At 37.9% G+C, this 21,329-nt stretch carries 22 protein-coding genes; 8 read left to right on the forward strand and 14 right to left on the reverse strand.

Features of this window, described 5'->3' with window-relative positions; translation table 11 throughout:
- Positions 1 to 70: 70 nt before the first annotated feature.
- Positions 71 to 400, forward strand: coding sequence for a twin-arginine translocase TatA/TatE family subunit (locus tag IV512_RS18575; RefSeq protein ID WP_209406102.1), 330 nt, complete (start codon positions 71 to 73; stop codon positions 398 to 400).
- A 2-nt stretch (positions 401 to 402) separates the two neighbouring features.
- Complete coding sequence (locus IV512_RS18580) at positions 403 to 987, forward strand: phosphatase PAP2 family protein (protein ID WP_245224959.1); 585 nt, start codon at positions 403 to 405, stop codon at positions 985 to 987.
- On the opposite strand, the gene IV512_RS18585 is transcribed toward IV512_RS18580, so the two are convergent.
- Complete coding sequence (locus IV512_RS18585; protein WP_209406104.1) at positions 953 to 1,594, reverse strand: O-methyltransferase; 642 nt, start codon at positions 1,592 to 1,594, stop codon at positions 953 to 955. The two genes, IV512_RS18580 and IV512_RS18585, sit on opposite strands and share 35 nt — an antisense overlap.
- A 66-nt stretch (positions 1,595 to 1,660) precedes the next feature.
- Here IV512_RS18585 and IV512_RS18590 point away from each other — a divergent pair, with 66 nt between their 5' ends.
- On the forward strand, positions 1,661 to 2,158 hold the full coding sequence (locus IV512_RS18590) for a GNAT family N-acetyltransferase (RefSeq protein WP_209406106.1): 498 nt from the start codon (positions 1,661 to 1,663) through the stop codon (positions 2,156 to 2,158).
- Between the two features lie 26 nt (positions 2,159 to 2,184).
- The gene (gene kynU / locus IV512_RS18595) at positions 2,185 to 3,456 is read left to right on the forward strand and encodes a kynureninase (protein ID WP_209406108.1); all 1,272 of its coding nucleotides are present in this window, start codon (positions 2,185 to 2,187) and stop codon (positions 3,454 to 3,456) included.
- 32 nt (positions 3,457 to 3,488) lie between these two features.
- Here the strand turns inward: kynU and IV512_RS18600 are convergent, their stop codons facing one another.
- Complete coding sequence (locus IV512_RS18600; RefSeq protein ID WP_209406110.1) at positions 3,489 to 3,872, reverse strand: response regulator; 384 nt, start codon at positions 3,870 to 3,872, stop codon at positions 3,489 to 3,491.
- A gap of 36 nt (positions 3,873 to 3,908) precedes the next feature.
- A complete protein-coding gene (locus IV512_RS18605) occupies positions 3,909 to 5,501 on the reverse strand; it encodes a sensor histidine kinase (RefSeq protein ID WP_209406112.1) in 1,593 nt (530 codons plus the stop codon).
- A gap of 311 nt (positions 5,502 to 5,812) precedes the next feature.
- Here IV512_RS18605 and IV512_RS18610 point away from each other — a divergent pair, with 311 nt between their 5' ends.
- Positions 5,813 to 6,964: an MFS transporter gene (locus tag IV512_RS18610; protein WP_209406114.1), complete on the forward strand. Its 1,152-nt coding sequence runs from the start codon at positions 5,813 to 5,815 to the stop codon at positions 6,962 to 6,964.
- A 9-nt stretch (positions 6,965 to 6,973) separates the two neighbouring features.
- Here the strand turns inward: IV512_RS18610 and IV512_RS18615 are convergent, their stop codons facing one another.
- Positions 6,974 to 7,663, reverse strand: coding sequence for a hypothetical protein (locus tag IV512_RS18615; RefSeq protein ID WP_209406116.1), 690 nt, complete (start codon positions 7,661 to 7,663; stop codon positions 6,974 to 6,976).
- Between the two features lie 200 nt (positions 7,664 to 7,863).
- On the opposite strand from IV512_RS18615, the gene IV512_RS18620 reads away from it, so the two are divergent.
- Positions 7,864 to 8,412: a ClpP family protease gene (locus IV512_RS18620; protein WP_100871261.1), complete on the forward strand. Its 549-nt coding sequence runs from the start codon at positions 7,864 to 7,866 to the stop codon at positions 8,410 to 8,412.
- Positions 8,413 to 8,571: 159 nt separating this feature from the next.
- On the opposite strand, the gene IV512_RS18625 is transcribed toward IV512_RS18620, so the two are convergent.
- Positions 8,572 to 10,104: a cryptochrome/photolyase family protein gene (locus tag IV512_RS18625; RefSeq protein WP_209406118.1), complete on the reverse strand. Its 1,533-nt coding sequence runs from the start codon at positions 10,102 to 10,104 to the stop codon at positions 8,572 to 8,574.
- A gap of 278 nt (positions 10,105 to 10,382) precedes the next feature.
- Here IV512_RS18625 and IV512_RS18630 point away from each other — a divergent pair, with 278 nt between their 5' ends.
- The gene (locus IV512_RS18630; RefSeq protein WP_209406120.1) at positions 10,383 to 11,723 is read left to right on the forward strand and encodes an NAD(P)/FAD-dependent oxidoreductase; all 1,341 of its coding nucleotides are present in this window, start codon (positions 10,383 to 10,385) and stop codon (positions 11,721 to 11,723) included.
- 75 nt (positions 11,724 to 11,798) lie between these two features.
- On the opposite strand, the gene IV512_RS18635 is transcribed toward IV512_RS18630, so the two are convergent.
- On the reverse strand, positions 11,799 to 12,578 hold the full coding sequence (locus tag IV512_RS18635) for a zinc ribbon domain-containing protein (RefSeq protein WP_100871264.1): 780 nt from the start codon (positions 12,576 to 12,578) through the stop codon (positions 11,799 to 11,801).
- 6 nt (positions 12,579 to 12,584) lie between these two features.
- The gene (locus IV512_RS18640) at positions 12,585 to 13,679 is read right to left on the reverse strand and encodes a Nif3-like dinuclear metal center hexameric protein (RefSeq protein ID WP_209406123.1); all 1,095 of its coding nucleotides are present in this window, start codon (positions 13,677 to 13,679) and stop codon (positions 12,585 to 12,587) included.
- 47 nt (positions 13,680 to 13,726) lie between these two features.
- Here IV512_RS18640 and lpxK point away from each other — a divergent pair, with 47 nt between their 5' ends.
- Entirely contained in the window at positions 13,727 to 14,722 is a 996-nt protein-coding gene (gene lpxK / locus IV512_RS18645) for a tetraacyldisaccharide 4'-kinase (protein WP_209406125.1), read from the forward strand.
- Here lpxK and IV512_RS18650 read toward each other — a convergent pair.
- The 7 genes from IV512_RS18650 to IV512_RS18680 form a co-directional block, all read right to left on the reverse strand.
- Positions 14,715 to 16,958, reverse strand: coding sequence for an ATP-binding protein (locus IV512_RS18650; protein ID WP_209406127.1), 2,244 nt, complete (start codon positions 16,956 to 16,958; stop codon positions 14,715 to 14,717). The genes lpxK and IV512_RS18650 overlap by 8 nt on opposite strands.
- Positions 16,955 to 17,965 carry a type I glyceraldehyde-3-phosphate dehydrogenase gene (gene gap / locus IV512_RS18655; protein ID WP_209406129.1) on the reverse strand — a complete coding sequence of 337 codons (1,011 nt, stop codon included), beginning with the start codon at positions 17,963 to 17,965 and terminating at the stop codon, positions 16,955 to 16,957. Before gap ends, IV512_RS18650 begins: the two co-directional genes overlap by 4 nt.
- Before the next feature lie 43 nt (positions 17,966 to 18,008).
- Positions 18,009 to 18,884, reverse strand: coding sequence for a lipoyl synthase (lipA, locus tag IV512_RS18660; RefSeq protein WP_100871269.1), 876 nt, complete (start codon positions 18,882 to 18,884; stop codon positions 18,009 to 18,011).
- 102 nt (positions 18,885 to 18,986) lie between these two features.
- Positions 18,987 to 19,544, reverse strand: a complete 558-nt coding sequence (locus tag IV512_RS18665) for an RNA polymerase sigma factor (protein WP_209406131.1) — start codon at positions 19,542 to 19,544, stop codon at positions 18,987 to 18,989.
- 18 nt (positions 19,545 to 19,562) lie between these two features.
- Positions 19,563 to 19,778, reverse strand: coding sequence for a membrane or secreted protein (locus IV512_RS18670; protein ID WP_209406132.1), 216 nt, complete (start codon positions 19,776 to 19,778; stop codon positions 19,563 to 19,565).
- A gap of 87 nt (positions 19,779 to 19,865) precedes the next feature.
- Positions 19,866 to 20,624 (reverse strand): anti-sigma factor domain-containing protein, encoded by a 759-nt coding sequence (locus IV512_RS18675; RefSeq protein ID WP_209406134.1) that lies wholly within the window; start codon positions 20,622 to 20,624, stop codon positions 19,866 to 19,868.
- A 4-nt stretch (positions 20,625 to 20,628) separates the two neighbouring features.
- Positions 20,629 to 21,195 (reverse strand): RNA polymerase sigma factor, encoded by a 567-nt coding sequence (locus IV512_RS18680; protein ID WP_209406136.1) that lies wholly within the window; start codon positions 21,193 to 21,195, stop codon positions 20,629 to 20,631.
- Positions 21,196 to 21,329: the final 134 nt, after the last annotated feature.

A 21,329-nucleotide genomic window follows, 5' to 3' on the forward strand; every position in this document is an offset into this window, starting at 1 on the left:
TAATAAAAAAACCTAGCGGGTCTTTTTATGCAACGAACACAATCTTCACTATATTTGTCTTATGTATTTGATGCAATTTCTTTTTATTAGTGGTGGAGAGATATTCTTTATCATGTTTATTGTGGTCATGGTATTCGGTGCCGATAAGATTCCGGGTATTGCAAAGGGCCTTGGTAGCGGTATGCGCCAACTTAAAGATGCAACCGAAGATATTAAGCGTGAAATTCAAAAAAGTGCTGATAAGCAAGGCATAGATACCAGTTTTGTCGATGATATCAAAAAGGATATCAATGACGTAAAAGAAAACCTGACTTCAGGTATTGGTACTGATATTAAAAAAGAAATCGACGAGGTAAAGAAGAACGTTGACGACGTTACGGGAACCATCAAAAGAAACTAGATTTGCTCGAAAAGATTCTTGAAAAGATTCTTAAATGGGACAGTGATACTTTTGTCTATCTCAATAACCTAGGTATAGAGGATTATGATGTTTTCTGGACTACTGTAACCAATTTCAATACTTGGATTCCCCTTTTTATTCTATTTATCGTATTGATTTTCATAAAATATCCGAAGCGGGAAGCTTTCTTCGTAATCGGTACTATATTGGTGATGGCACTTTTTGTAAGTACGATTACCGATCTCACAAAATATTCGGTTGCACGCTTACGACCCAATAATGATGAGGAAATTAATACCCTTATCCGAATCTTAAAGACGCCAACGACCTATAGCTTTTTCTCTGGTCATTCCTCTAGTTCTTTCTCTATTACGACCTTGGTAGTGTTGTTTCTGAAAAACCGATTTAAGTGGAGCTGGTTGTTTTATATATGGCCCTTAATTTTTGTAATGAGCAGAATATTCGTCGGGGTTCATTTTCCAGTAGATATTATTGTAGGTAGTACGGTGGGTGTTCTTTCGGCCATTTTCTTCTATATGCTCTATACGCGATTTATAGCACCCTCGTTAGGGTTAGGCCATCCCTGACCGGTAAGAGAACTGTTTCTACCCTTTTGTCTTCCTTCAATATCTTATTATAGTTTAGTAGTATAGGGGTCACTTTATCTTTTTTGTCGACAGGTTCTACCACTTTGCCCGACCAAAGCACATTATCGGATAGAATAACGCTTCCCGGCCGTGTTTTTTCGAGTACAAGTTCGAAATACTCGGGATAATCTTTTTTTTCAGCATCTATAAAAACGAGGTCAAAGGTGATATCTAGTTTAGGTATTATCGATTTGGCGTCTCCAGTGTGCTGCGATATTTGACTTCCGTAGCCGCTTTTATCAAAATATTTTCTTTGAATATCTTGAAGTTCTTCATTGATATCAATGGTGTGTAGCTGACCATCTGGTTGCATACCTTCGGCCAAGCAAATAGCTGAATAGCCAGTATAGGTGCCTATTTCTAAAATATTTTTTGGTGCAATAATTTTTGAGAGCATACTCAACACTCTACCTTGAAAATGCCCGGTAAGCATTCGAGGTCTCAGTATTTTTAAGTGTGTTTCTCGGGTGAGTTCTTGAAGTATTTTTGGTTCATCTTCCGAGTTGCTCTGTATGTAATTCTCCAATACCGGCGATAGAAAGTGCATATCACTTTTTGTGCAAATATATAGTACTTTAGAACTTCGAACACAGTACAAACAAGAAGTTGATTAATGGGAGAATTTTTTTTAAGAAAAGCCACGGTCTCAGATTTAGAACATCTTTTAAGATTTGAACAAGAAATTATTCGGGCAGAGCGGCGGTTCGACCCCACCATAAGAAAGGGCCAAATCAGCTATTACGATATTGAAGAATTAATTCTTAGTGATGAGGCAGAAGTATTGGTCATCGAGAACAAAGATAAGCTTGTAGCTTCGGGCTATGCTAAAATACGGGAAGCAAGACATTATTTAGACCATGAGGTGTATGCTTATCTAGGCTTTATGTATACCGATCCAGAGTGCAGAGGTATGGGTTTAAATCGAAAAATTGTTGACGCCTTGCGAGAGTGGTCATACAACAGAGGGGTTAAAGAAGTTCGATTGACCGTATATCAAGAAAATTTGGGAGCTGTAAAAGCTTATGAAAAAGCAGGTTTTAAAAAGCATATAATCGAGATGCGATTAGAAGATGACAAACTTGACGAAGGGCCTACGGAATCGGCATCATAATCGTATTTTTGAATAAACTTTTTTCTATGCAGTTTGAAAATACGCTTGGGTTTGCCCAGTCGCTCGATAAAGCCGATTCTTTGGCAAAATATAGAGATGAATTTCATTTTCCTCAAGTAAATGGAAAGCAAGCCATCTATTTCACGGGAAACTCTTTGGGGTTGCAACCCAAACGTACCAAAAACTACATTGATGAGATTATGACCGATTGGGCAGAGTTGGCAGTCGAAGGCCATTTTCACTCGAAAAAGCCTTGGTGGGACTATCATGAGCGGTTAGCGGAACCTATGGCAAAAGTCGTAGGGGCAAAGCCAGAAGAGGTCTGTGCGATGAACACACTGACCGTCAATTTACATTTGCTTATGGTAACCTTTTACAGGCCTACTAAAGAGCGTTACAAGATTATTTGTGAAGAAAAGGCATTTCCTTCCGATCAATACATGTTGCAAAGTCAGGTGAGGCATCATGGTTTTACACCTGAAGAGGCAATTGTAGAGGTAAAAAAGAGAGAAGGCGAGAACCATTGGCATACAGAAGATATCTTAAAAGTTATCGAAGATACAGGTGATGAGTTGGCCCTGGTTCTTATCGGTGGGGTCAATTATTATAATGGGCAGGTTTTCGATATGGAAACCATTACAACAGCGGGTAAAAAAGTTGGCGCTATGGTAGGCTGGGACCTTGCGCATGCTGCTGGTAATATCGAGCTAAAGCTTCATGATTGGAATGCAGATTTTGCAGCTTGGTGCAGTTATAAATATATGAATAGTGGCCCGGGCAATGCTTCGGGAATTTTTATTCATGAGAAGCATTTAGATAAAAAAGACATCAATCGTTTCGAAGGATGGTGGGGCACCAAAAAAGATTCTCGGTTTTTGATGAAACCCGAATTCGAAGCACCAGCGTCTGCCGATGCTTGGCAACTAAGTAATCCGCCGGTATTGTCATTAGCACCGTATTTAGCTTCTTTAGAGATGTTTGAAGAAGTGGGTATGAAGGCGCTCATAGATAAACGAAATCTTATTGTATCATATCTAGAATATGTTCTGACTGAAATAGATAAACAGACCGAAGGATCCTTTGAAATAATTACACCTGAAGATCGAGGCTGTCAATTATCTGTTTTTTTGCATGGTCAAGGTAAAGAACTTTTCGATTATTTAATGAAGAACGGTGTTGTTATCGATTGGCGAGAGCCTAACGTAATACGCTTGGCGCCTGCGCCCTTCTATTGTTCTTTTGAAGATATGTTCAGGTTTGGCCAAATTCTGAAACAAGGTATACGCTCTCTGGCATGAGAGGTAGTGTCTTAATATAGAAATCGACTATTTTAAACAATTCGGCTCCTTAGTTTTTCAGTAATAAAAAGCATTTCTTCTTTTAGTTTGTCTTCATCAATAGGTTTACTGATAATGTGCAAAGGGTCGGTTTTGCGGGCACGTTCTAGGGTAGGCCGGTCTGAATTTCCCGTTAGGAAAACAAATGGTATTTGATATTTGTCTTTTATCGTTTGCGCTAAATCAATACCGCTTAAAGAGCCTGATAGCCCAATATCTAAAAATATAATGTTCGGGGTGTTGGTCTCGATAAAAGAAAGAGTATCGGCACCGGTGTCGACAGCTCCCAGCACTTCATGACCTAAGGTGGTCAAGGCTTCTTCTAAAAACATTTGGATGATAAAATTATCTTCTACGATTAAAATACTTAAATCCATATAATCAATTATTCATCAAAATTTTAAAATTTCTATCTAAGATATCTGCTCAATTTCTTTAAAGCTTATAATGTAATAGGTGCCCGGTTTTGAGTTATCTTTTTCAATATTTCCTCGTAATTGCAGCACTAATTTGTGAATTAGTTTCAAGCCTAACGATTTGGTGTTTCTAAAATTAACGTCCGCAGGAAAACCGGATCCATTATCGCTGATCACCATTTTATAATTGTAACCGGATGATTGAACTTTCTCCAATCTTATAAAAATCACTCCTTTTTTAGTGTCTTGAAAACCATACTTAAGAGAATTGGTAATTATCTCATTTATAATAAGGCCTAGGGGTATCGAAGTGTCGATATTAAGGTAAATGTTATCGATTTCGGTCTCTAAGGCTATATCGTTGTCCCTACCTTTCATCGACTGTATAAGGGCCGTAACCATTTCATTGATGTAGGTGTTGTAGTCTATTTTGCTTAGGTCACCACTCTTATATAGCATTTCATGAACCATACCCATAGAGTTAATTCGGTACTGGCTATACCTAAATAGCATTTTTATGGTTTCGTCTTTGATGAAACTCGATTGCAAGCTCAATAGACTAGCTACTACTTGAAGGTTATTTTTTACTCTATGATGTATTTCTTTGATAAGTGTATCTCTTTCTACTAGTTGATTTTCGATACTCTTGTTCAACTGTGATATTTTAATATAATTTTTATTTAGAAAGTAGGTAACGATGAGTAAAAAAAGAACACCTGCAGAAAGCATGGCCGCGTTTTTATAAGTATCTCTTTTGAATTTTGCCAGCTTACTACTGATCAATGCAGTATTATTTCGAGTATAAAGTGTCCAGGTTTGTGCACCATCTAGACTTATTTTTTTATAGAAATATTCTGATTTTCCGTTTTCATCGACCTTATCTAAATCTTCGGTAAATTCACTATAAAGTTCTTGATTTTCATCGTAATATATTTCATTCGATGCATTGAGTAGACCAATATTCTTTCCCTTAAAGGTGTCGAACCAATTTTGAATATTTAGATTTAGCCCGATAACACCGATTTTTTTGGTAGCTGAAAACAGCGGACTAAAAAAACGAACGGTAGGCCTGTGCGGAAGCTCAATTTTACCATCTTCGATATTCAGATCTAATTGAGAGATATAGACTTGCCCTTTGTCAGCTTTCAGGGCCTCTCGAAAATAGTAGCGATCACCTTTATATTGAAGTTTCTCAGGGTTTGTTATTTGAAGCGAATGGTTTTGCATTTCCGCTCTAATAATTTCATTTCCGGTATCATCTATTATTCGGGCTTGAAAATAGTTGTCATCAAGTTTAATGAATGCTCCTAATTTTCTTGCAATAGACTCAGGGGGATCACCGGCCATAAGTTCAAACTCAACCATATTGCGAATAAGGGCAATATTTTTTTTGCTTATCTTAAATAGGTTCATAAACTGGTTCTCAGCATCCTTTACCCTATTAGTTGCTTTTACCTCTTCAATTTCATATATGTTTTTCTTGTAGGTCGAAATTCGTCTCACTACAGATGTCCATAGTAGTACGTTGGTGATAAGAAATAATATAAGCGAGATAATAATCAGATTAACATTAGTTAATTTGAACTTCATATTGTTAAGCAAATTTGATTTAAGTGATTGAATTAAAAGAAAGTAGGTTAAGCTTGGCGTTTTTAATTCAAAAATTTCACTCATAAAAATATTATTTTTTTTTCAATAAAGCTCTCTTATTTTAAGAAATATCTTACATAATTACACGCTCAAAACCACAGTTTTCGCAAACGTTTGCGAAGATGTTCATTGTGAGTTGGTTAAGTTAAAACCGTAAGAAGTGATAATTTATAGTGCCGTCTTAAGCTCATATCTAAGTCGAAAGATTTTCGATTTTTAGATTATATTCGTCGACCAGATATAGGGTTACTATGAAATCTTTGCTTCTAATTTTTACTAATGCCCGATACTTTGGTCCCTCATGGGTTTTTGCGAGTATTAATATTCTATTCGGTACTTGGGCCATCTATATCCCCACGGTAAAAGAGAATCTTGATATCGACAAGTCGCAATTGGGTATTGCCATATTTTTTTTGGCGTTGGGTGTTTTTATTGTATTTCCTTTTGCTTCAATTATTATAAATCGTATCGGAGTCGGCAAGGCCACGCGAGCGGGTGTGATTTTAAGTTGTTTCGCGGCTCTATTTCCCCTTTTGGCACCAAATTATTATTTGCTGGCCTTTTCACTTTTTTTATTTGGGGCATGCAATGGGTTTACAGATATTTCAATGAACACTTTGGTAACCGAAATAGAGAAAGAAGATAAACAGAAGTTTATGTCGGCCTCTCATGGTTTCTTTAGTCTGGGCGGGGTCTTGGCCGGTTTGGGTAGTTTTTTAATTGGGCCTTTAAATAATCCGCCTCTGCATATGGGGTTGGCCGTAGTTTTGGTATTGATCGTAAATGCTTTCTTTCATAAGCGTTTTAAAGATGTGGTCGCTGCCACTGAAGAAAAAGAAGCCTTTAGCCTTAAATTATTTAAACCTTTGTTGTTTTTGGGGATTATTTCTTTTGTTGCCATGGGCAGTGAAGGCGCTATTGTGGACTGGAGCGGACTTTATCTCAAAGAAATAAGTTTGGCACCTGAAATTCTTTGGGGTGCAGGTTTTCTTGGTTTTCAAGTTACTATGACCGTAGGTCGCTTTCTGGGAGACGGTATAAGTTCGAAAATAGGTTCTATTAAAATGGTAACTATCGCTTCGATTGTGGTGATGCTAGGCTATGCTCTGGTTTTAACTACCGATATTTATATGGCTATCATCGGGTTTGCCTTGAGCGGACTTGGTTTTTCGGTTATTGTACCAGAGGTCTTTCGCATCGGGGGCAATGTTAAAGGTATAGATTCTTCGCAAGGCGTCTCGTTTATAGCCGGTACTGGTTATACAGGGTTTTTATTGGCACCACCACTTTTAGGTTTTGTAGCCGACACATCGTCTCTTGTAACCTGTTTTATAGTATTATTGGGCTGTGCACTACTTATACTTTCTGCTACAATTGTACTTCAGCGCCGTTATGGCAAATAACATATCGTATTATTTGGAAGTGGTTGCCTCTAAGCCTGTAAAATAAAGTTTGAAGCTTCCATCTTCGTTTTTGTGCATTTTTGCCAATTTTAGGCCTCCGACGTCGGTATAATCTTCCCAAGTGGTAATCATCGAAGGTTCTTCTTGGTTCGCTTTGCGAAATACCCACTCTTTTACGATGTAATCGTCCTCAAAATAAAAATCATACGCATCACCAGGGGTGTAACCTCCTTCTTGGCCATAGGTAACCGTTAATTTTTGCATCGATTTTTTACTCATAGGAGCTTCCACATCGGTAGAATGTTGGGTTGAACTTCCGTTTTCATCCCAAAGAATATTTATGGGTGCCATTAACCAATATTTGTCGTTTATAAAACTGCCATTGGTTTTGTAAGCGGTACTGTCCATCTCCTTGCGGCTATAGGTTAGCGTGTCTTCTGCGGTTATGGCGGTAACTTCATTAGATTTCGGTTTCCATACCCAGCTTCGTTCATAATGGGAAGTATCGCGATCAACATTGAAGGTGAATTTAAGTTCTTCGATATTGTTCCAATTTTCGTAGCCATTGGCATAGGCTATTTTCTCTAAAAGACTCAACTCTTTTTTTGGTGTTTCAGTCTGTGTCTCTTCCTTCTTAGTTTCTTTACAAGACAAAATAACAATAGAAAGGATTAGGATTGCGGATAGATATTTCTTCATGACGAGTGGTTTTTTCAAAGATAACAGCTTTTAGAACCTAAGTATAGGATATGAAGGAAAACTTATCAAGGCTTGTTGAGGGGATTCAGGGTATTCAATTCCAATAAATCTACCATTTCTTTTGGTGATATTTCTTGACGCACTGCCCGTGTTGGCATTTAAATAAATTGCTTAATTTTGAGCATATCAAAATAGATAAAATGAGTTCTAAAAAAGGAAAAGTACAAGAAACGATAGACGAGAAATTATTGGAGGAAAGAAAAGTGTTCTTATGGGGCATGGTCGATGATGATACCGCCAAACATGTTATCGATCGTCTTATGTACTTAGATATGCAAAATAATAAAGAGATTCAATTATTCATTAATAGCCCTGGTGGCTACGTAACCTCTGGCTTTGCCATGTACGACACCATCAAATCGCTAAAAAGCCCGGTATCGACCATTTGTACCGGTCTAGCGGCTTCTATGGGTTCGATACTATTATCTGTAGGCAAGAAGGGGAGAAGGTTTATTCAACCTCATGCGCAAGTTATGATACATCAACCTAGTGGTGGTGCTCGTGGCCAAGCATCGAATATTGAAATACAGGCCAAAGAGATTATCAAGACCAAAGAATTGAGTGCTAGAATTTTGGCAGATAACTGCGGACAAGATTATGAGAAGGTCTTAAAAGATTTTGATAGAGATTATTGGATGAATGCTGAAGAGTCAATTGAGTATGGCATCGTTGATGGTGTACTAGAATAGAGCTATTTTTAACAGCATGAAAAAAGTCCTTCGCAAAATTAGTTGTGAAGGACTTTCTTTTTGGATATATATAGGCGCTTTCGCGGAATGTTCAACTTATTTACGCATCAACAACATTTGATGGATGACCGCTTAGAGTTAAAAGAATATTAAATCAATTTAAAACCGTTCAGGATGCTCTATAATTTCTCTTGCCCTTGTTTTTAAATCTTCAAGTTCTCTTTTATTTTTCTTGTTCAACAGATTCATCATCATGGCCATACGGTTATTATTCTCAAAGTGATTTCTTTTTTCGTCTAAAAAGTTCCAGTATAATGCATTGAATGGGCAAGCGTTTTCTCCCAGTTTCTTTGTGTGGCTATAATGGCAACCCTTACAATAATTACTCATTTTGTTGATATAGTTTGCGCTACTTACATAAGGTTTGGTGCCAACGATGCCCCCATCGGCAAACTGACTCATGCCCCTGGTATTGGTAATTTCGACCCATTCTATGGCATCAATGTAAATACCAAGATACCAAGCATCGACTTCGTCAGGGTCGGTCATGGTTAATAGGGCGTAATTGCCGGTTATCATCAGGCGCTGAATATGATGGGCGTATGCTTCGTTCAGGCTTTGTTTAATGCTATGCCTTAAGCAGTTCATTTTAGTATCAGCGGTCCAAAAGAAATCGGGCAATTTATTACTATTCTCGAGCTTGTTAAGGTTGGCGTAATTGGGCATTTCTTTCCAATAAATACCTCTCATATATTCTCGCCAGCCTAAAATTTGACGTATAAAACCTTCTACTTGAGAAATATGTATTGCATCGGTATGGTTGTAGTAATAATCTAATACCTTGTCAATTACCTCTTTAGGAGATATCATTTTGCTATTCATAGCAAAGGACAATCGAGAGTGAAAAAGAAAATGCTGATCGGTGTGCATAGCATCTTGAAAGTCACCAAAATGAACCAGGAAATTTTGAACGAAGTAATTTAATACGGAGAGACTATCTGAGCGCGAAGTGGGCCAATTAAAATTGGTGGGGTCAATCTCCCCGAAGTAATTGATATCGACCTGTTCAATATCGTCAAAAATGGATGAGACATCTTTTCTAAAACCGCGTTCATGGGGTATTTCGGGTTCACCATTCCATTTTTTACGGTTACTTTGGTCAAAGTTCCATTTACCGCCTTCGGGTTGCCCACTGTTGACCATGATATGATGCTTTTTCCGCATCATGCGATAGAAGCTTTCCATTATCAAGCTCTTTTTATTCGCGAAGAAATTTTTAACCTCGTATCTAGAAGTATAAAAATGTTCGGTGTCGAATACTTCGGTTTGTAATTTTATCGATTTGCAAGTGTTATTTAATTGAAGATCTAATCGATATTCATCGGGTAGCAGATATTCGAATTTTGTGGCGTTCGCCCGATCGATGCCGTACTGAATAACTTTTGTTAAGTCTTGAGGGTTTTTGGGGTCATTGATTTTGAGATAAATTACCCGATGGCCTTTCTGCGTTAATTCCCTTGAAAAGTTACGCATGGCGCAAAAAAAAGCGACGATTTTTTGAATATGATGCTTAACATAGTCTGTTTCTTGTTTCATCTCTGCGATGATGTAGGTCACATTATTGTCCACTTTTTGAAACCAAGAGTGCTTGTGGTTCAGTTGGTCGCCTAAAATCAATCTTAAGGTATGCATGGCTATGTAGTATTCTGTTTGTTTGTGACTACTAAGTAAATTAGAGAAAAGCTTTTCGATGGCCCTTATCGCATTTTAGTTGAATGTATTTAAATCTATCGTTTTTGATTTTGCTATAAAAAGCTGTTTAAACCTTATATTTGTTCGATTTGCCGATTTTCATGGTAAATGCCAACAATAAATAATGAAGGTCTGATTCATTTTTTAGAAGAGAATCTTTTATTAATAAATATCTCATTTTTAGCCCCTTTCAAATTTTAGGGTAGCATATCTTATATATGATTCAAAATCAGAAAAACATTGCCATTATTGGTTCAGGGCTAGTTGGATCATTGTTGGCTATCTATTTAAAAAGGCTAGGGCACACGATAACGGTTTTTGACCGAAGACCTGATATACGAAATATTACCTTTTCGGGCAGGTCAATCAATCTTGCCATGAGCAATAGAGGGTGGAGAGCTTTGAAAGAGGTAGGTATAGCTGACGAAATCAGAAATTTGGCCATACCTCTTGATAAAAGGGCGATGCACGTAATCGGCGAACCCATGTATTTTCAGAAATATGGTAAAGATGGTGAAGCAATTTGGTCAATTTCACGGGGAATACTGAACAAACGTATGATCGATTTGGCCGAAGAGGCGGGGGTTACTTTTCGATTCGAAGAGAAAGTTTGGGATGTTAACCTGCCGGAAGCTAAAATTTATACGGGGCAATCTGAAAAAAGTGAGTGGAAAGAGTACAAGTATGACATGATTTTTGGATGCGATGGTGCCTTTTCAAGAGTTCGTCATAAAATGCAAAGACGTAGCCGATTCGACTATTCTCAAGATTTTATTGACGTTGGTTATAAAGAACTCTCTATACCACCGAATGACGATGGCACCCATAAATTTGATAGTAACTCATTTCATATTTGGCCACGGGGTAAGTTTATGCTTATAGCTATGCCAAACCTAGATGGCAGTTTCACCTGTACCTTGTTTTTGCCATTCGAAGGTGAGGTATCTTTTGAAAGTCTAAAAACCAAAGAAGAGGCAAAAGCCTTTTTTAAAGAATACTTTCCGAATGTGCGTAAAGAAATCGAAAACCTGACTGGTGATTTCTTTAAGAACCCGACTAGTGCGATGGTGACTATGAAGTGCTACCCATGGTCGTATTGGGACAAGGTCGCTTTGGTAGGAGACTCTGCCCATGCTGTAGTACCTTTTTATGGTCAAGGAATGAATGCGGGTTTTGAAGATATTTATATTTTGAATAAGCTTATTCATAAGTACGGAGATGACTGGGGTCGTATTTTTCAAGAATATCAAGAAGATAGAAAGCCAAATGCAGATGCGATTGCAGAATTAAGCTATCGTAATTTTGTCGAAATGAGCAGTAAAACCGCAGATCCTAAATTTTTACTTCAAAAAAAGATAGAAAAGCATTTTGCGGCCAAACACCCTGATAAGTGGATACCGGTCTATAGTAGGGTAACATTTTCAGAGCGACCTTATGCGGAAGCCTTGGCTGTCGGGGATGCTCAAGAAAAGGTAATGAAAGAAATAATGCAAATACCCAATATTGAAAATAAATGGGATAGTGTAGAGGTGGAACAGAAAATTTTGGAACTACTTTAATTTCAAAATATTCACTAAAGTTATTGCATAAAAAAAGCCGCTCATGAGCGGCTTTTTTACTTATATGAAACACTGTTACATCTTAGCGAACAGTTTTTGCATTTTTTCTTGCTCTTCTTCAGCCAATACAGGATCGACCAAAATTCTACCACTATGCTCATCGGTGATAATCTTCTTTCGAGAAGCAATTTCAACCTGAACCTGAGGTGGTATGGTAAAGAAAGAACCACCTGAAGCACCTCTTTCGATTGGTACAACGGCCAAGCCATTCTTTACGTTATTGCGAATTCGTGCATAAGCCTTTACCAAACGTTCTTCTATTTCGGTTTGGTACTTTTCTGACTGCTCTAATAAAGACTGCTCTTCTTTCTCGGTCTCGGCCAAAATAGCATCGAGTTCACTCTTTTTGTGCTTAAGGTGTGCCTCACGCTCACTTAATCGCTCTTTGGTTTCAGAAATAACCACTTTCTTTTGTTCAATTTGCGCTTTGAACTCTTTAATGTTCTTTTCGGCCAATTGAATTTCAAGCTCTTGAAACTCTAGCTCTTTACTGATGGAGTTGAACTCTCTACTGTTACGAACGTTTTTTTGTTGCTCGTTGTATTTTTTAATAAGTGTCTTGGCTTCCTCGATCAAGTTTTTCTTCGCGCCGATTTCAAAATTAATGGTTTCAACATCGGTCTTCAACTTGTCAATTCTGGTTTTAAGTCCCAGAACCTCGTCTTCCAAATCCTCAACTTCTAGTGGTAGTTCGCCTCGAACGTTTCGTATTTCATCTACTCTTGAATCAATCAATTGCAGGTCATACAATGCCCTAAGTTTTTGTTCTACCGAAGCCTCTTCTTTTTTTGCCATAAATTTTTATAAATACTTGATGGGATTGGTTTTACTTTCCGATAAACGGACTGCAAAATTAGGAATTTTTTTTGTAAGATAGTCAACTAAAATATTTTTTGTAAACTGTTCTGTTTCATAGTGTCCTATATCGGCGATCACTATCTTGTTTTCAGCTTTGTAAAACTCGTGATACTTTAGGTCTGAAGTTATGTAAACATCTGCTCCTGCTGATTTTGCGGCTTCAATTGCAAAAGCTCCACTTCCTCCCAAGACAGCAACCTTTTTAATCTGTTTCCCCAACAACTCTGAATGTCTGACTATAGATGCATTCATTTTTTTCTTCACATGCTCGAGAAATTCAATTTCGTTTACAGAATCGTTCAAGGTGCCGACCATTCCTATACCTATGTTTTGGTCTGTATTGTCTAAAGTTGAAATTTCATAAGCTACTTCTTCATATGGGTGAGAGTCCAACAGGGCTTTTATTATTTTAGATTGATGAATTTTAGAGAATACTACATTGATCTGCGTTTCTTTTTCATAGTGTAGTTCCCCAACATTGCCTTTTGACGGATTGGCGTCTGAACCTGCTTTATAATTACCAATACCATCTATGCTGAAACTACAGTTGCTATATTTGCCAATATTACCTGCACCTGCTTCGAACAGGGCTTCTTTTACACTATTGACATTTTCTAGAGGAACATAAGTAGTAAGTTTTTTGAGAGTTCCCTTCTGGGGAATCAAAATTTTAGAATCCGCAATACCAAGTACTTCGCATATTTTGGCATTTACGCCCTGCGGAACATTATCGAGTGCGGTATGCATACTGTAAATTGCAATATCGTTTCGAATGGCCTTTAACACTACACGTTCTACGTATGTGCGCCCGGTTATTTTTTTGAGTCCTGAAAAAATAATAGGGTGAAAGCTTACAATTAGATTACACCGGTTCGCAATAGCCTCGTCAATAACGCTTTCCAAAGTGTCTAAAGTCACCAAAACTCCAGTTACCTCTGAATTTGGGTTACCGACTAAAAGCCCAACATTATCAAAATCTTCAGCATAGCCCAGTGGTGCCAGCTCTTCTAAAACGGTACTAACTTCTTTTACGGTCATATAGGTTTTTCTGCTGTCTAAAGATAAAATATTATAATTTCGCCTTAATGCAAGTACTTAGAAAAATTCTATTTCCTGTCTCGATTGTTTATGCATTTGTAGTACATCTGCGCAATTACTTCTATGATAAAGGTTTTTTTAGTTCTAAATCATATCGAACACCTACTGTTTGCATAGGTAACCTAAGTGTAGGCGGTACTGGAAAAACACCTATGATCGAGTTTTTGATTTCTAAACTTAAGAGCGATTACAAGGTCGCCATTTTGAGTAGAGGGTACATGCGAAAGTCGAAGGGCTTTATTCTAGCTAACGACAATAGTTCCGTCGAAGACATAGGTGACGAACCTTTTCAGATTTTTAACAAGTTTTCTGAAGTGGTTGTTGCCGTCGACGCTAACAGACAAAATGGTATTGAACATTTAGAGCGGGAATGTAGCCCAGATATTATCTTGCTAGATGATGCATATCAGCACCGTAAGGTAAAAAGTGATTTTTATATTTTATTAACGGCCTTTGACAATTTGTATGTTAATGACTGGTATTTGCCCACAGGAGATTTACGAGATGCAAAAAGCCAAGCTGACAGGGCTCATACCATTGTGGTAACGAAGTGCCCTTCTGATTTAACTCTGCAAAAGAGAAAGGAAATTATAGAAAAGCTGAAATTAAAGGCTTATCAACAAGTCTTGTTCAGCTTTCTGGCATATAGTAAAATGATTGTAGGTCATGAAAGTGAATGCCCATTGAATGATTTGATAGGAAAAAAAGTGACTTTGGTCACAGGTATCGCCAATCCACGTCCCTTAACTTCGTATTTAGAGGAGATGGGGCTGTCTTTCGAGCATTTGAAGTATAAAGATCATCACTTTTTTACTTCAGCAGAACTGGAAATGTTAGCTCAAAAGGAATTCGTGCTAACAACTGAAAAGGATTATGTACGTCTAAAGAACAACCTATCGAATGTACATTACATTGCTGTTGCCCATAAATTTTTTGACGATGGTGAACAGTTATTGTTAGAAGGTCTAAAAAAGATTATGTAACCGAACTTCTTAGGTTTTTATTGTCAAAAATGTTTTCACCTATTTTCTGGTAGAAAACTTCGGGTTTAAAAGGTTTGGTTATTACATCGTTACACCCCGCAGCATAAAAACTTTCTAAACTATCGTCAAGTGAGATTGCGGTAAGCGCCACTATCGGTGTGATCTTATCGAATTTACGAATCTCAATCGTCGCCTCCTCTCCACCTATACCGGGCATATGAATATCCATTAAAATACCGTCGTACTTATTCGCTTTGGCCAAATCGATGGCTTCACCACCATTGTTGGCTATATCGCTTGTGATTTCTTTTTTGGTCAGCATTTTCTTGGTAATTACCTGGTTGATCTTGTTATCTTCAACAATCAATAGGTGCAGCCCTTTAAATTCAAAGTCCTTTTCAGATATTTCAAACGGTACGTCATCGACTAGGGCGTCTTTGCTCTTCATGTCTAGTTCAAAAAAAAACGAACTTCCTTCGCCTAACTTACTCTCTAATTGTATTTTACTGTCGAATAAGCCTAATAAACTTTTAACTATTGTCAAGCCTAATCCTGTACCACCGTATTCGCGATTAATTTGAATAGATCCCTGCTCAAAACCTTCGAAAATATTTTCTTGTTGATCTCGTGAAATTCCGATACCATTATCTTTGACCTCAAAGTAGAGTTTTACATTTTCCTCTTTTTTCTCCACCAAATTAGCGATTACCTTAACTTCTCCGTTTTTAGTAAATTTTAGAGCATTACCCACAAGGTTCATAAATACCTGCGACAACTTAATGGGGTCGCTCATTAGATGGGAAGGTATATCTTCATCGTACTCCAGAATAATATCGGTATCATTACTGTGGGCACTTTGTTGAAGTGAATCGATAACTTCTTGCAAAATCTTTTTGAGATTGAACTCAACGTTCATCGGCTCTAACTTGTCGGCATCGATTTTGTTGATCTGAAGAATGTCATTAATGAAGTTAAGTAAATAATCACCTGAAAATTTTAGTGCTTTAAGATGTTCTTTTTGGTTTTCACTAGGGTTTTCCTCCAATAGAAGGTGAGTCAGGCCGGTAACTGCATAAAGAGGAGTACGTAATTCATGGCTTACTGTCGACAAAAAGTTTGTTTTTGCCTCCATAGCAGTAACCGCTGCATCTCGAGCTCCTTTGAGTTCGGTGTTTTTGGTTTGTAAAAGATCGTTCGTTTTTAACTTTATCTGATTGTTTCTAAAAAGTGAAACCGCTAATAGAGTTATGATGATCAGCAATGCAGAGGTGAGAATAGCGGCAATGTCAGACTGGTTTTTAGATTCGTTCAATTCTTCGATTTTTTGTTCTTGGCGCCTTATTTCATCGCTCATAAAATCGAATTGAATTTTTTCTGCTGTCTTCGTTTCTGTTTTCATTTTGGCAATGTTGAACAACGAATCTCTAATATGCAGTAGATTTTTATTGCTTGCCAATGATGAATCATATTTCCCAAGAGATTCATAGACCTTTGTGAGCAATTCATTGGCTTCCCAAATTTCTTTGGCGAAAGCATTTTCTTTGGCAAGTTTTAGAGCACTCTCAGCGTTGGAGGCACTTTCCTCTAAGTTCTCCGTTACAAAATTAAGTTGAGCCAGCCCTAAATATGCTTTTGCGGCCAAAAACTCACTTTCATAAATGTCTGTATTGATTATGAGCGAGTTAAAGTTCTTAGCAGCACTTTCATACTTCTCAAGGTTCATATAGATCTTGGCCTCTACCAGTAGTACATTATTGAAAAAATTACGGTCGTTGTTGAGGTGCTTGGCTTCATTAAGTAAAAATATAGCTTGAAAATTCTTTCCGTCATGAAACAAAAGAATAGCTTCTATATACTTTTGCATAGCATCGCCATAGGGGTATTCGATATCTTTTAGCAAGGCTTTTGCACGGTCCCAGAAAAAATAGGTAGTTTCTTCTTTATTTAGTTTTAAATAAAGCAATGCATGTTCTTGGTAGCTGTTAATCAAAGATTTTACATCTTCATTTTCTTCTGCCGCTTTCGATGCTTTTTCTAATTCTTCAAGTGCTAGATCGGTCTGACCTTGATTGCTAAATATTCGGGCTCTATCGAAATATATTTTGGGGTCTTGAAGTTCAAGGGTGTCTTGAGTTTCAAGTATAGATTCTTGAGCGGTACTCTTTAAAAATGAAAAGAGAACCACTAATACTAGAATTAAACGGTAAGTTGCTATATGTCTAAAATTAAATTTCAAACGTAATTTTTATGTCTCAATAATTGGATTAAATCGACAATTCTACTACTGTAACCGGTTTCATTATCATACCAACCAATTATTTTTACCATCTTTCCAATTACAGAGGTCATCTCAGAATCAAACGTACAAGAGTGATAACTATTGTTTATATCGATAGATACTATCGGGTTTTCGGTATATAAAATTATGTTTTTCAATTCATTAAGCGAATTTTTTTTAAAAGATGCATTAACTTCTTCTATCGAAGTCTCTTTTTTAACATTGAATGTGATATCGGTCAGAGAGCCGTTCGGTACAGGTACTCTTATGCCGCAACCACCGATTACATTGGCCAAATGGGGAAAAATTTTAGTGAGTGCCTTTGCCGCACCGGTGGTGGTAGGTACAATCGATTGCGCTGCTGCCCTGGCCCTTCTTAAATCGTGATGAGGTTGGTCATGCAAACTTTGATCACTCGTGTAAGAATGAATGGTAGTTATATAAGCTTGTTCGATGCCGCATAGTTCGTCTATAATTTTAATCATTGGAGCGGCGTTATTGGTCGTGCAAGAAGCATTCGATATAATAGCGTCAGATTCTTCGATAATAGCTTCATTAACACCCAAAACTACCATAGGAATGCCCTCATCTGCAGGAGGGGCGGAAAGAATAACCTTGGTTGCCCCATTTTTGATATGATACATAAGAGTATCACGAGTTTTGAACTTGCCCGAACATTCAATAACTATGTCAACTTCATTTCTAGACCAATCAATTGTTTTTGGTGAAAGATGGTTCGTAAGCTCAATTTTCTGCCCTTCAACGATTATTTGATCCTGATCGTAACCGACCTCACACTCAAAAACACCATGAATGCTATCGAATTTCAGAAGGTGCGATAAAGTTCGGGCATCCGCTAGGTCATTAATGGCAGTTACCTGTAACTCGGGATGTCTGTGCAACATTCGGAATAGGGTGCGACCAATTCGTCCAAACCCGTTGATGCCTATTTTTGTTGTTTTCATGGATTTTTGGGGAGGTAAACTTCCTAAAGGAGCTCAAAATAACTTAATCAATATGCTTATGGGCCTTGTATGACGATCTGACCAAAGCACCACTCTCCACATGTCTAAAGCCCATTTTTAAACCTATTTCTTCGTACTTCTTAAACTGCTCGGGAAGTATAAATTCTTTCACAGGGAGATGTTTTTTTGAGGGTTGTAAGTATTGGCCAATGGTTACAACGTCGACTTTTGCATTTCGAAGATCTTCCATAGTCTCGATAACTTCTTCCTCAAGTTCTCCAAGACCTAGCATTATGCCCGATTTGGTACGGTTTACACCGCTGTCACGAAGGTATCTAAGTACTTCAAGACTACGGTCGTATTTCGCTTGAATCCGCACTTCTCGAGTGAGTCTTTTAACGGTTTCCATGTTATGGGAGACCACCTCTGGAGCTACTTTCACGATTCTATCGATATGTCTTTCTATCCCTTGAAAATCAGGAATTAAAGTTTCTAGGGTGGTATTCGGGTTCATACGACGGATTGCCTTTACGGTTTCCGCCCATATTATAGAACCCATATCTTTTAAGTCATCACGATCTACCGAGGTAACAACTGCATGTTTAATACCCATGATCTTAATAGATCGGGCCACTTTTTCAGGTTCGGCCCAATCAACCGTTGATGGGCGGCCCGTTTTAACGCCACAAAAACCGCATGACCGGGTACATACATTACCTAAAATCATGAAGGTCGCAGTACCTTCACCCCAACATTCGCCCATATTCGGGCAGCTGCCCGATGTGCAGATGGTATGCAAGTCGTATTTGTCGACCAGACCTCTTAATTGTGTATATTTCTTACCTGTAGGAAGCTTTACCCTTAACCATTTTGGTTTACCTTTTGGAGGTGCTACACTAGCTACGGTGTCTGTGCTCATACTTAAACTCTGTTTGGTACAAATATACGAAACTAATAAGGGTTAGTTGTTAAAGCGAGATAACCGATTTGATACATCGGGTTCACGTCGTATTAGTCTATCTTATGTGTCTTTACCCCTAATAACTTGGGCCAGAAGCTTTTTTGCCCTCAGAATTTTAACTTTTACATTGTTGATAGGCTCATTAAGTTCTTCGGCAATATCGGCGTAACTTAATTCTTTGAAGTATCGAAGATTGATAATCTCTTGATAATGGGGTTTTAACTTCTTAATATGTGAAAGAAGATTGGCAAGATTTTGCTCTGAAATTAAAAGATCTTCTGCCGATGGTGCGTCGTCGAGTACCTTTCTCACCGAGTCTTGATTTCCACCTGTTTCTAAACTTTTTTTTCTCTTTCGAATAAGGTCTACGTGAATATTCTTCGAAATAGCGATGAGCCAAGTTTTAAACTCGTACTTCTCGTTATACGTATTCAATTTGTCGAACGCCTTAGAGAAGGTTTGAATGGTAATATCTTCGGCGTCGTTTTCGTTTTCGGTTCGCTTAAGTTGAAAGCCGTAGACTCCGTTCCAAAATTTATCCAACAAGTGGCTATAGGCAATTTGGCTACCCGAAAGCGCTTTTTTTATAGTGGCTTGGGTATCGTCGGGTGATGCCAAGGCTGGGGGCTTTTTGTGTTAGGGGGTCTGTAATTCTGACCCAGATTCGTTTCTGCAATCTTGTTCACTCGGTAGTTTACCGCACATGCCACACGCTTCACCTTCTTGGTTCAAAAACGGACTTTGACTTGCACAGGTACCTGCGAATTCACCATCTTTTTTAGACCAGATTTTAATGGCGATACCGGCAAATGCCAAAGCCAATAAACCTACGGTCAATAATATCAACTTCATAATTCGTTCAATTTGCTACAAAGATACAAAATAAGCCCCGAAACAAAAGTCTCGAGGCTTGAGGATATATAAGTGCTATAGTTGATTTTAGTACGCGATATTAGCAACAATATTTTCAACCGTTGGGGTTTGATTGCCACCCTTGGGTTCTATAGTAATATAGCTTATGGCTTTGTCGGCATAAGGTAGTGCCAATAACTTTTCTTGACTATCGGCTTCATGAATTATACCTAGGTTGACCATGCTGCCATTGACTTCGGCCCACATCTGATAACATTGGTCTTGGGGTAAATTCGGTAATTTACTGACATTAATGTACGAAAGTTTCTTGACCGGGTTAATATAAGCTACGGCCTTAAGCTCTTTGGCCTTTTTATTGCCCTCAACACTAACTTTTTTGGTCTCGGGGTTTTGAAGAACGATAAACTGATTGCGAACATCTTCTAACTGCTCGCGCATAGTTTCTTCTAAATCGTCTATTTTATTGTTAACGATAGCATTCTCTTCCTGAAGACTTTGATTTTGGTCCCAGAAGAAAAAGCTTGCACCTGCAGAAATTAAAACAGCTATACTGGCCGCAATGGCCATTCTGTAAAATTTGTTACGGCCTACATGCTCTTTTCTCACCCTTGCAAAAACCTTGTCGCGAAGCTCATCGGATGCTTTTACGGCATGTAACTTGGCATAAGCTTCTAAATTTTCTTGAAGTTCATTATAAGCTTCTCTCACTTCAGGGTACATGGCTATATAGCGCTCAGCTTGCATAGCCTCCTCTTCACTAGTAGTACCTATTAGATACTTTTCTAGAATGTCAGAATCTAAAAATTGTTTTATTTTTTGTTTCATGATGTTATGGTATCAGGTTCAATGATAAAACCAAAAGCAATATTGGGACATAAATTTTTCTGAGTTCCCTTAATCCGATTTTAAGTCGAGACTTTATAGTTCCCAGTGGAATACCCAGTTCATCGCTAGCCTCTTGCTGTGTCATGCCCTGAAAAAAGAGGGCATCTAACACAATCTGATATTTTGGCTCTATCTTATCTAGATTTTCACTAACGTCCATAAGCTCCGGTCTGGTGCTATCGACGCCTAGATTATATACGTCTGAAACGTCGATTTGGATTTCTTTGTCACTTTTTGTATTTACGCTGCGCAATTTATCGATTGCAGTATTTCTTGTTATACGAAATAACCAGGTAAAAAGTTTGGCTTTTGATACATCGTATGAATCTGATTTTTTCCATATTTTAACGAAACTTTCTTGTAATACATCTTGCGCCAACTCTTCGTCACGAACCACCTTATTGGCAACACCTAATAAAGTGTCTCCGTAGTGTTCATACAATAACGAAATAGCTTTTTCATTTCGCTCTTGAAGTAATTCAACAATGTGCTTTTCAAGTAAGGTGCTCATAAATTTTGTGAGGTCTCAAAAAAAATTTCATATTGGGGCATCCAGCATGGTAAGTTCGACCGTATATGTTAAAACGCTAAAATATAAAATTGATTGCTATATCAGCGTTTTGCAAAAATATTAATGTATAAATG

The organism is Pseudozobellia sp. WGM2 (assembly GCF_017810075.1).
Lineage (GTDB): Bacteria > Bacteroidota > Bacteroidia > Flavobacteriales > Flavobacteriaceae > JADNYK01.

Excerpts from the sequence above, each read along its gene's own strand:
- IV512_RS18670 (WP_209406132.1), bottom strand. The coding sequence starts at position 19,778 with ATGAAGTTGATATTATTGACCGTAGGTTTATTGGCTTTGGCATTTGCC.
- IV512_RS18630 (WP_209406120.1), top strand. The coding sequence starts at position 10,383 with ATGATTCAAAATCAGAAAAACATTGCCATTATTGGTTCAGGGCTAGTT.
- IV512_RS18610 (WP_209406114.1), top strand. The coding sequence starts at position 5,813 with ATGAAATCTTTGCTTCTAATTTTTACTAATGCCCGATACTTTGGTCCC.
- IV512_RS18585 (WP_209406104.1), bottom strand. The coding sequence starts at position 1,594 with ATGCACTTTCTATCGCCGGTATTGGAGAATTACATACAGAGCAACTCG.
- IV512_RS18600 (WP_209406110.1), bottom strand. The coding sequence starts at position 3,872 with ATGGATTTAAGTATTTTAATCGTAGAAGATAATTTTATCATCCAAATG.
- IV512_RS18680 (WP_209406136.1), bottom strand. The coding sequence starts at position 21,195 with ATGAGCACCTTACTTGAAAAGCACATTGTTGAATTACTTCAAGAGCGA.
- IV512_RS18605 (WP_209406112.1), bottom strand. The coding sequence starts at position 5,501 with ATGAAGTTCAAATTAACTAATGTTAATCTGATTATTATCTCGCTTATA.
- IV512_RS18635 (WP_100871264.1), bottom strand. The coding sequence starts at position 12,578 with ATGGCAAAAAAAGAAGAGGCTTCGGTAGAACAAAAACTTAGGGCATTG.
- lipA (WP_100871269.1), bottom strand. The coding sequence starts at position 18,884 with ATGAGCACAGACACCGTAGCTAGTGTAGCACCTCCAAAAGGTAAACCA.
- gap (WP_209406129.1), bottom strand. The coding sequence starts at position 17,965 with ATGAAAACAACAAAAATAGGCATCAACGGGTTTGGACGAATTGGTCGC.
- kynU (WP_209406108.1), top strand. The coding sequence starts at position 2,185 with ATGCAGTTTGAAAATACGCTTGGGTTTGCCCAGTCGCTCGATAAAGCC.
- IV512_RS18615 (WP_209406116.1), bottom strand. The coding sequence starts at position 7,663 with ATGAAGAAATATCTATCCGCAATCCTAATCCTTTCTATTGTTATTTTG.
- IV512_RS18590 (WP_209406106.1), top strand. The coding sequence starts at position 1,661 with ATGGGAGAATTTTTTTTAAGAAAAGCCACGGTCTCAGATTTAGAACAT.
- lpxK (WP_209406125.1), top strand. The coding sequence starts at position 13,727 with ATGCAAGTACTTAGAAAAATTCTATTTCCTGTCTCGATTGTTTATGCA.
- IV512_RS18675 (WP_209406134.1), bottom strand. The coding sequence starts at position 20,624 with ATGAAACAAAAAATAAAACAATTTTTAGATTCTGACATTCTAGAAAAG.
- IV512_RS18640 (WP_209406123.1), bottom strand. The coding sequence starts at position 13,679 with ATGACCGTAAAAGAAGTTAGTACCGTTTTAGAAGAGCTGGCACCACTG.
- IV512_RS18620 (WP_100871261.1), top strand. The coding sequence starts at position 7,864 with ATGAGTTCTAAAAAAGGAAAAGTACAAGAAACGATAGACGAGAAATTA.
- IV512_RS18625 (WP_209406118.1), bottom strand. The coding sequence starts at position 10,104 with ATGCATACCTTAAGATTGATTTTAGGCGACCAACTGAACCACAAGCAC.
- IV512_RS18575 (WP_209406102.1), top strand. The coding sequence starts at position 71 with ATGCAATTTCTTTTTATTAGTGGTGGAGAGATATTCTTTATCATGTTT.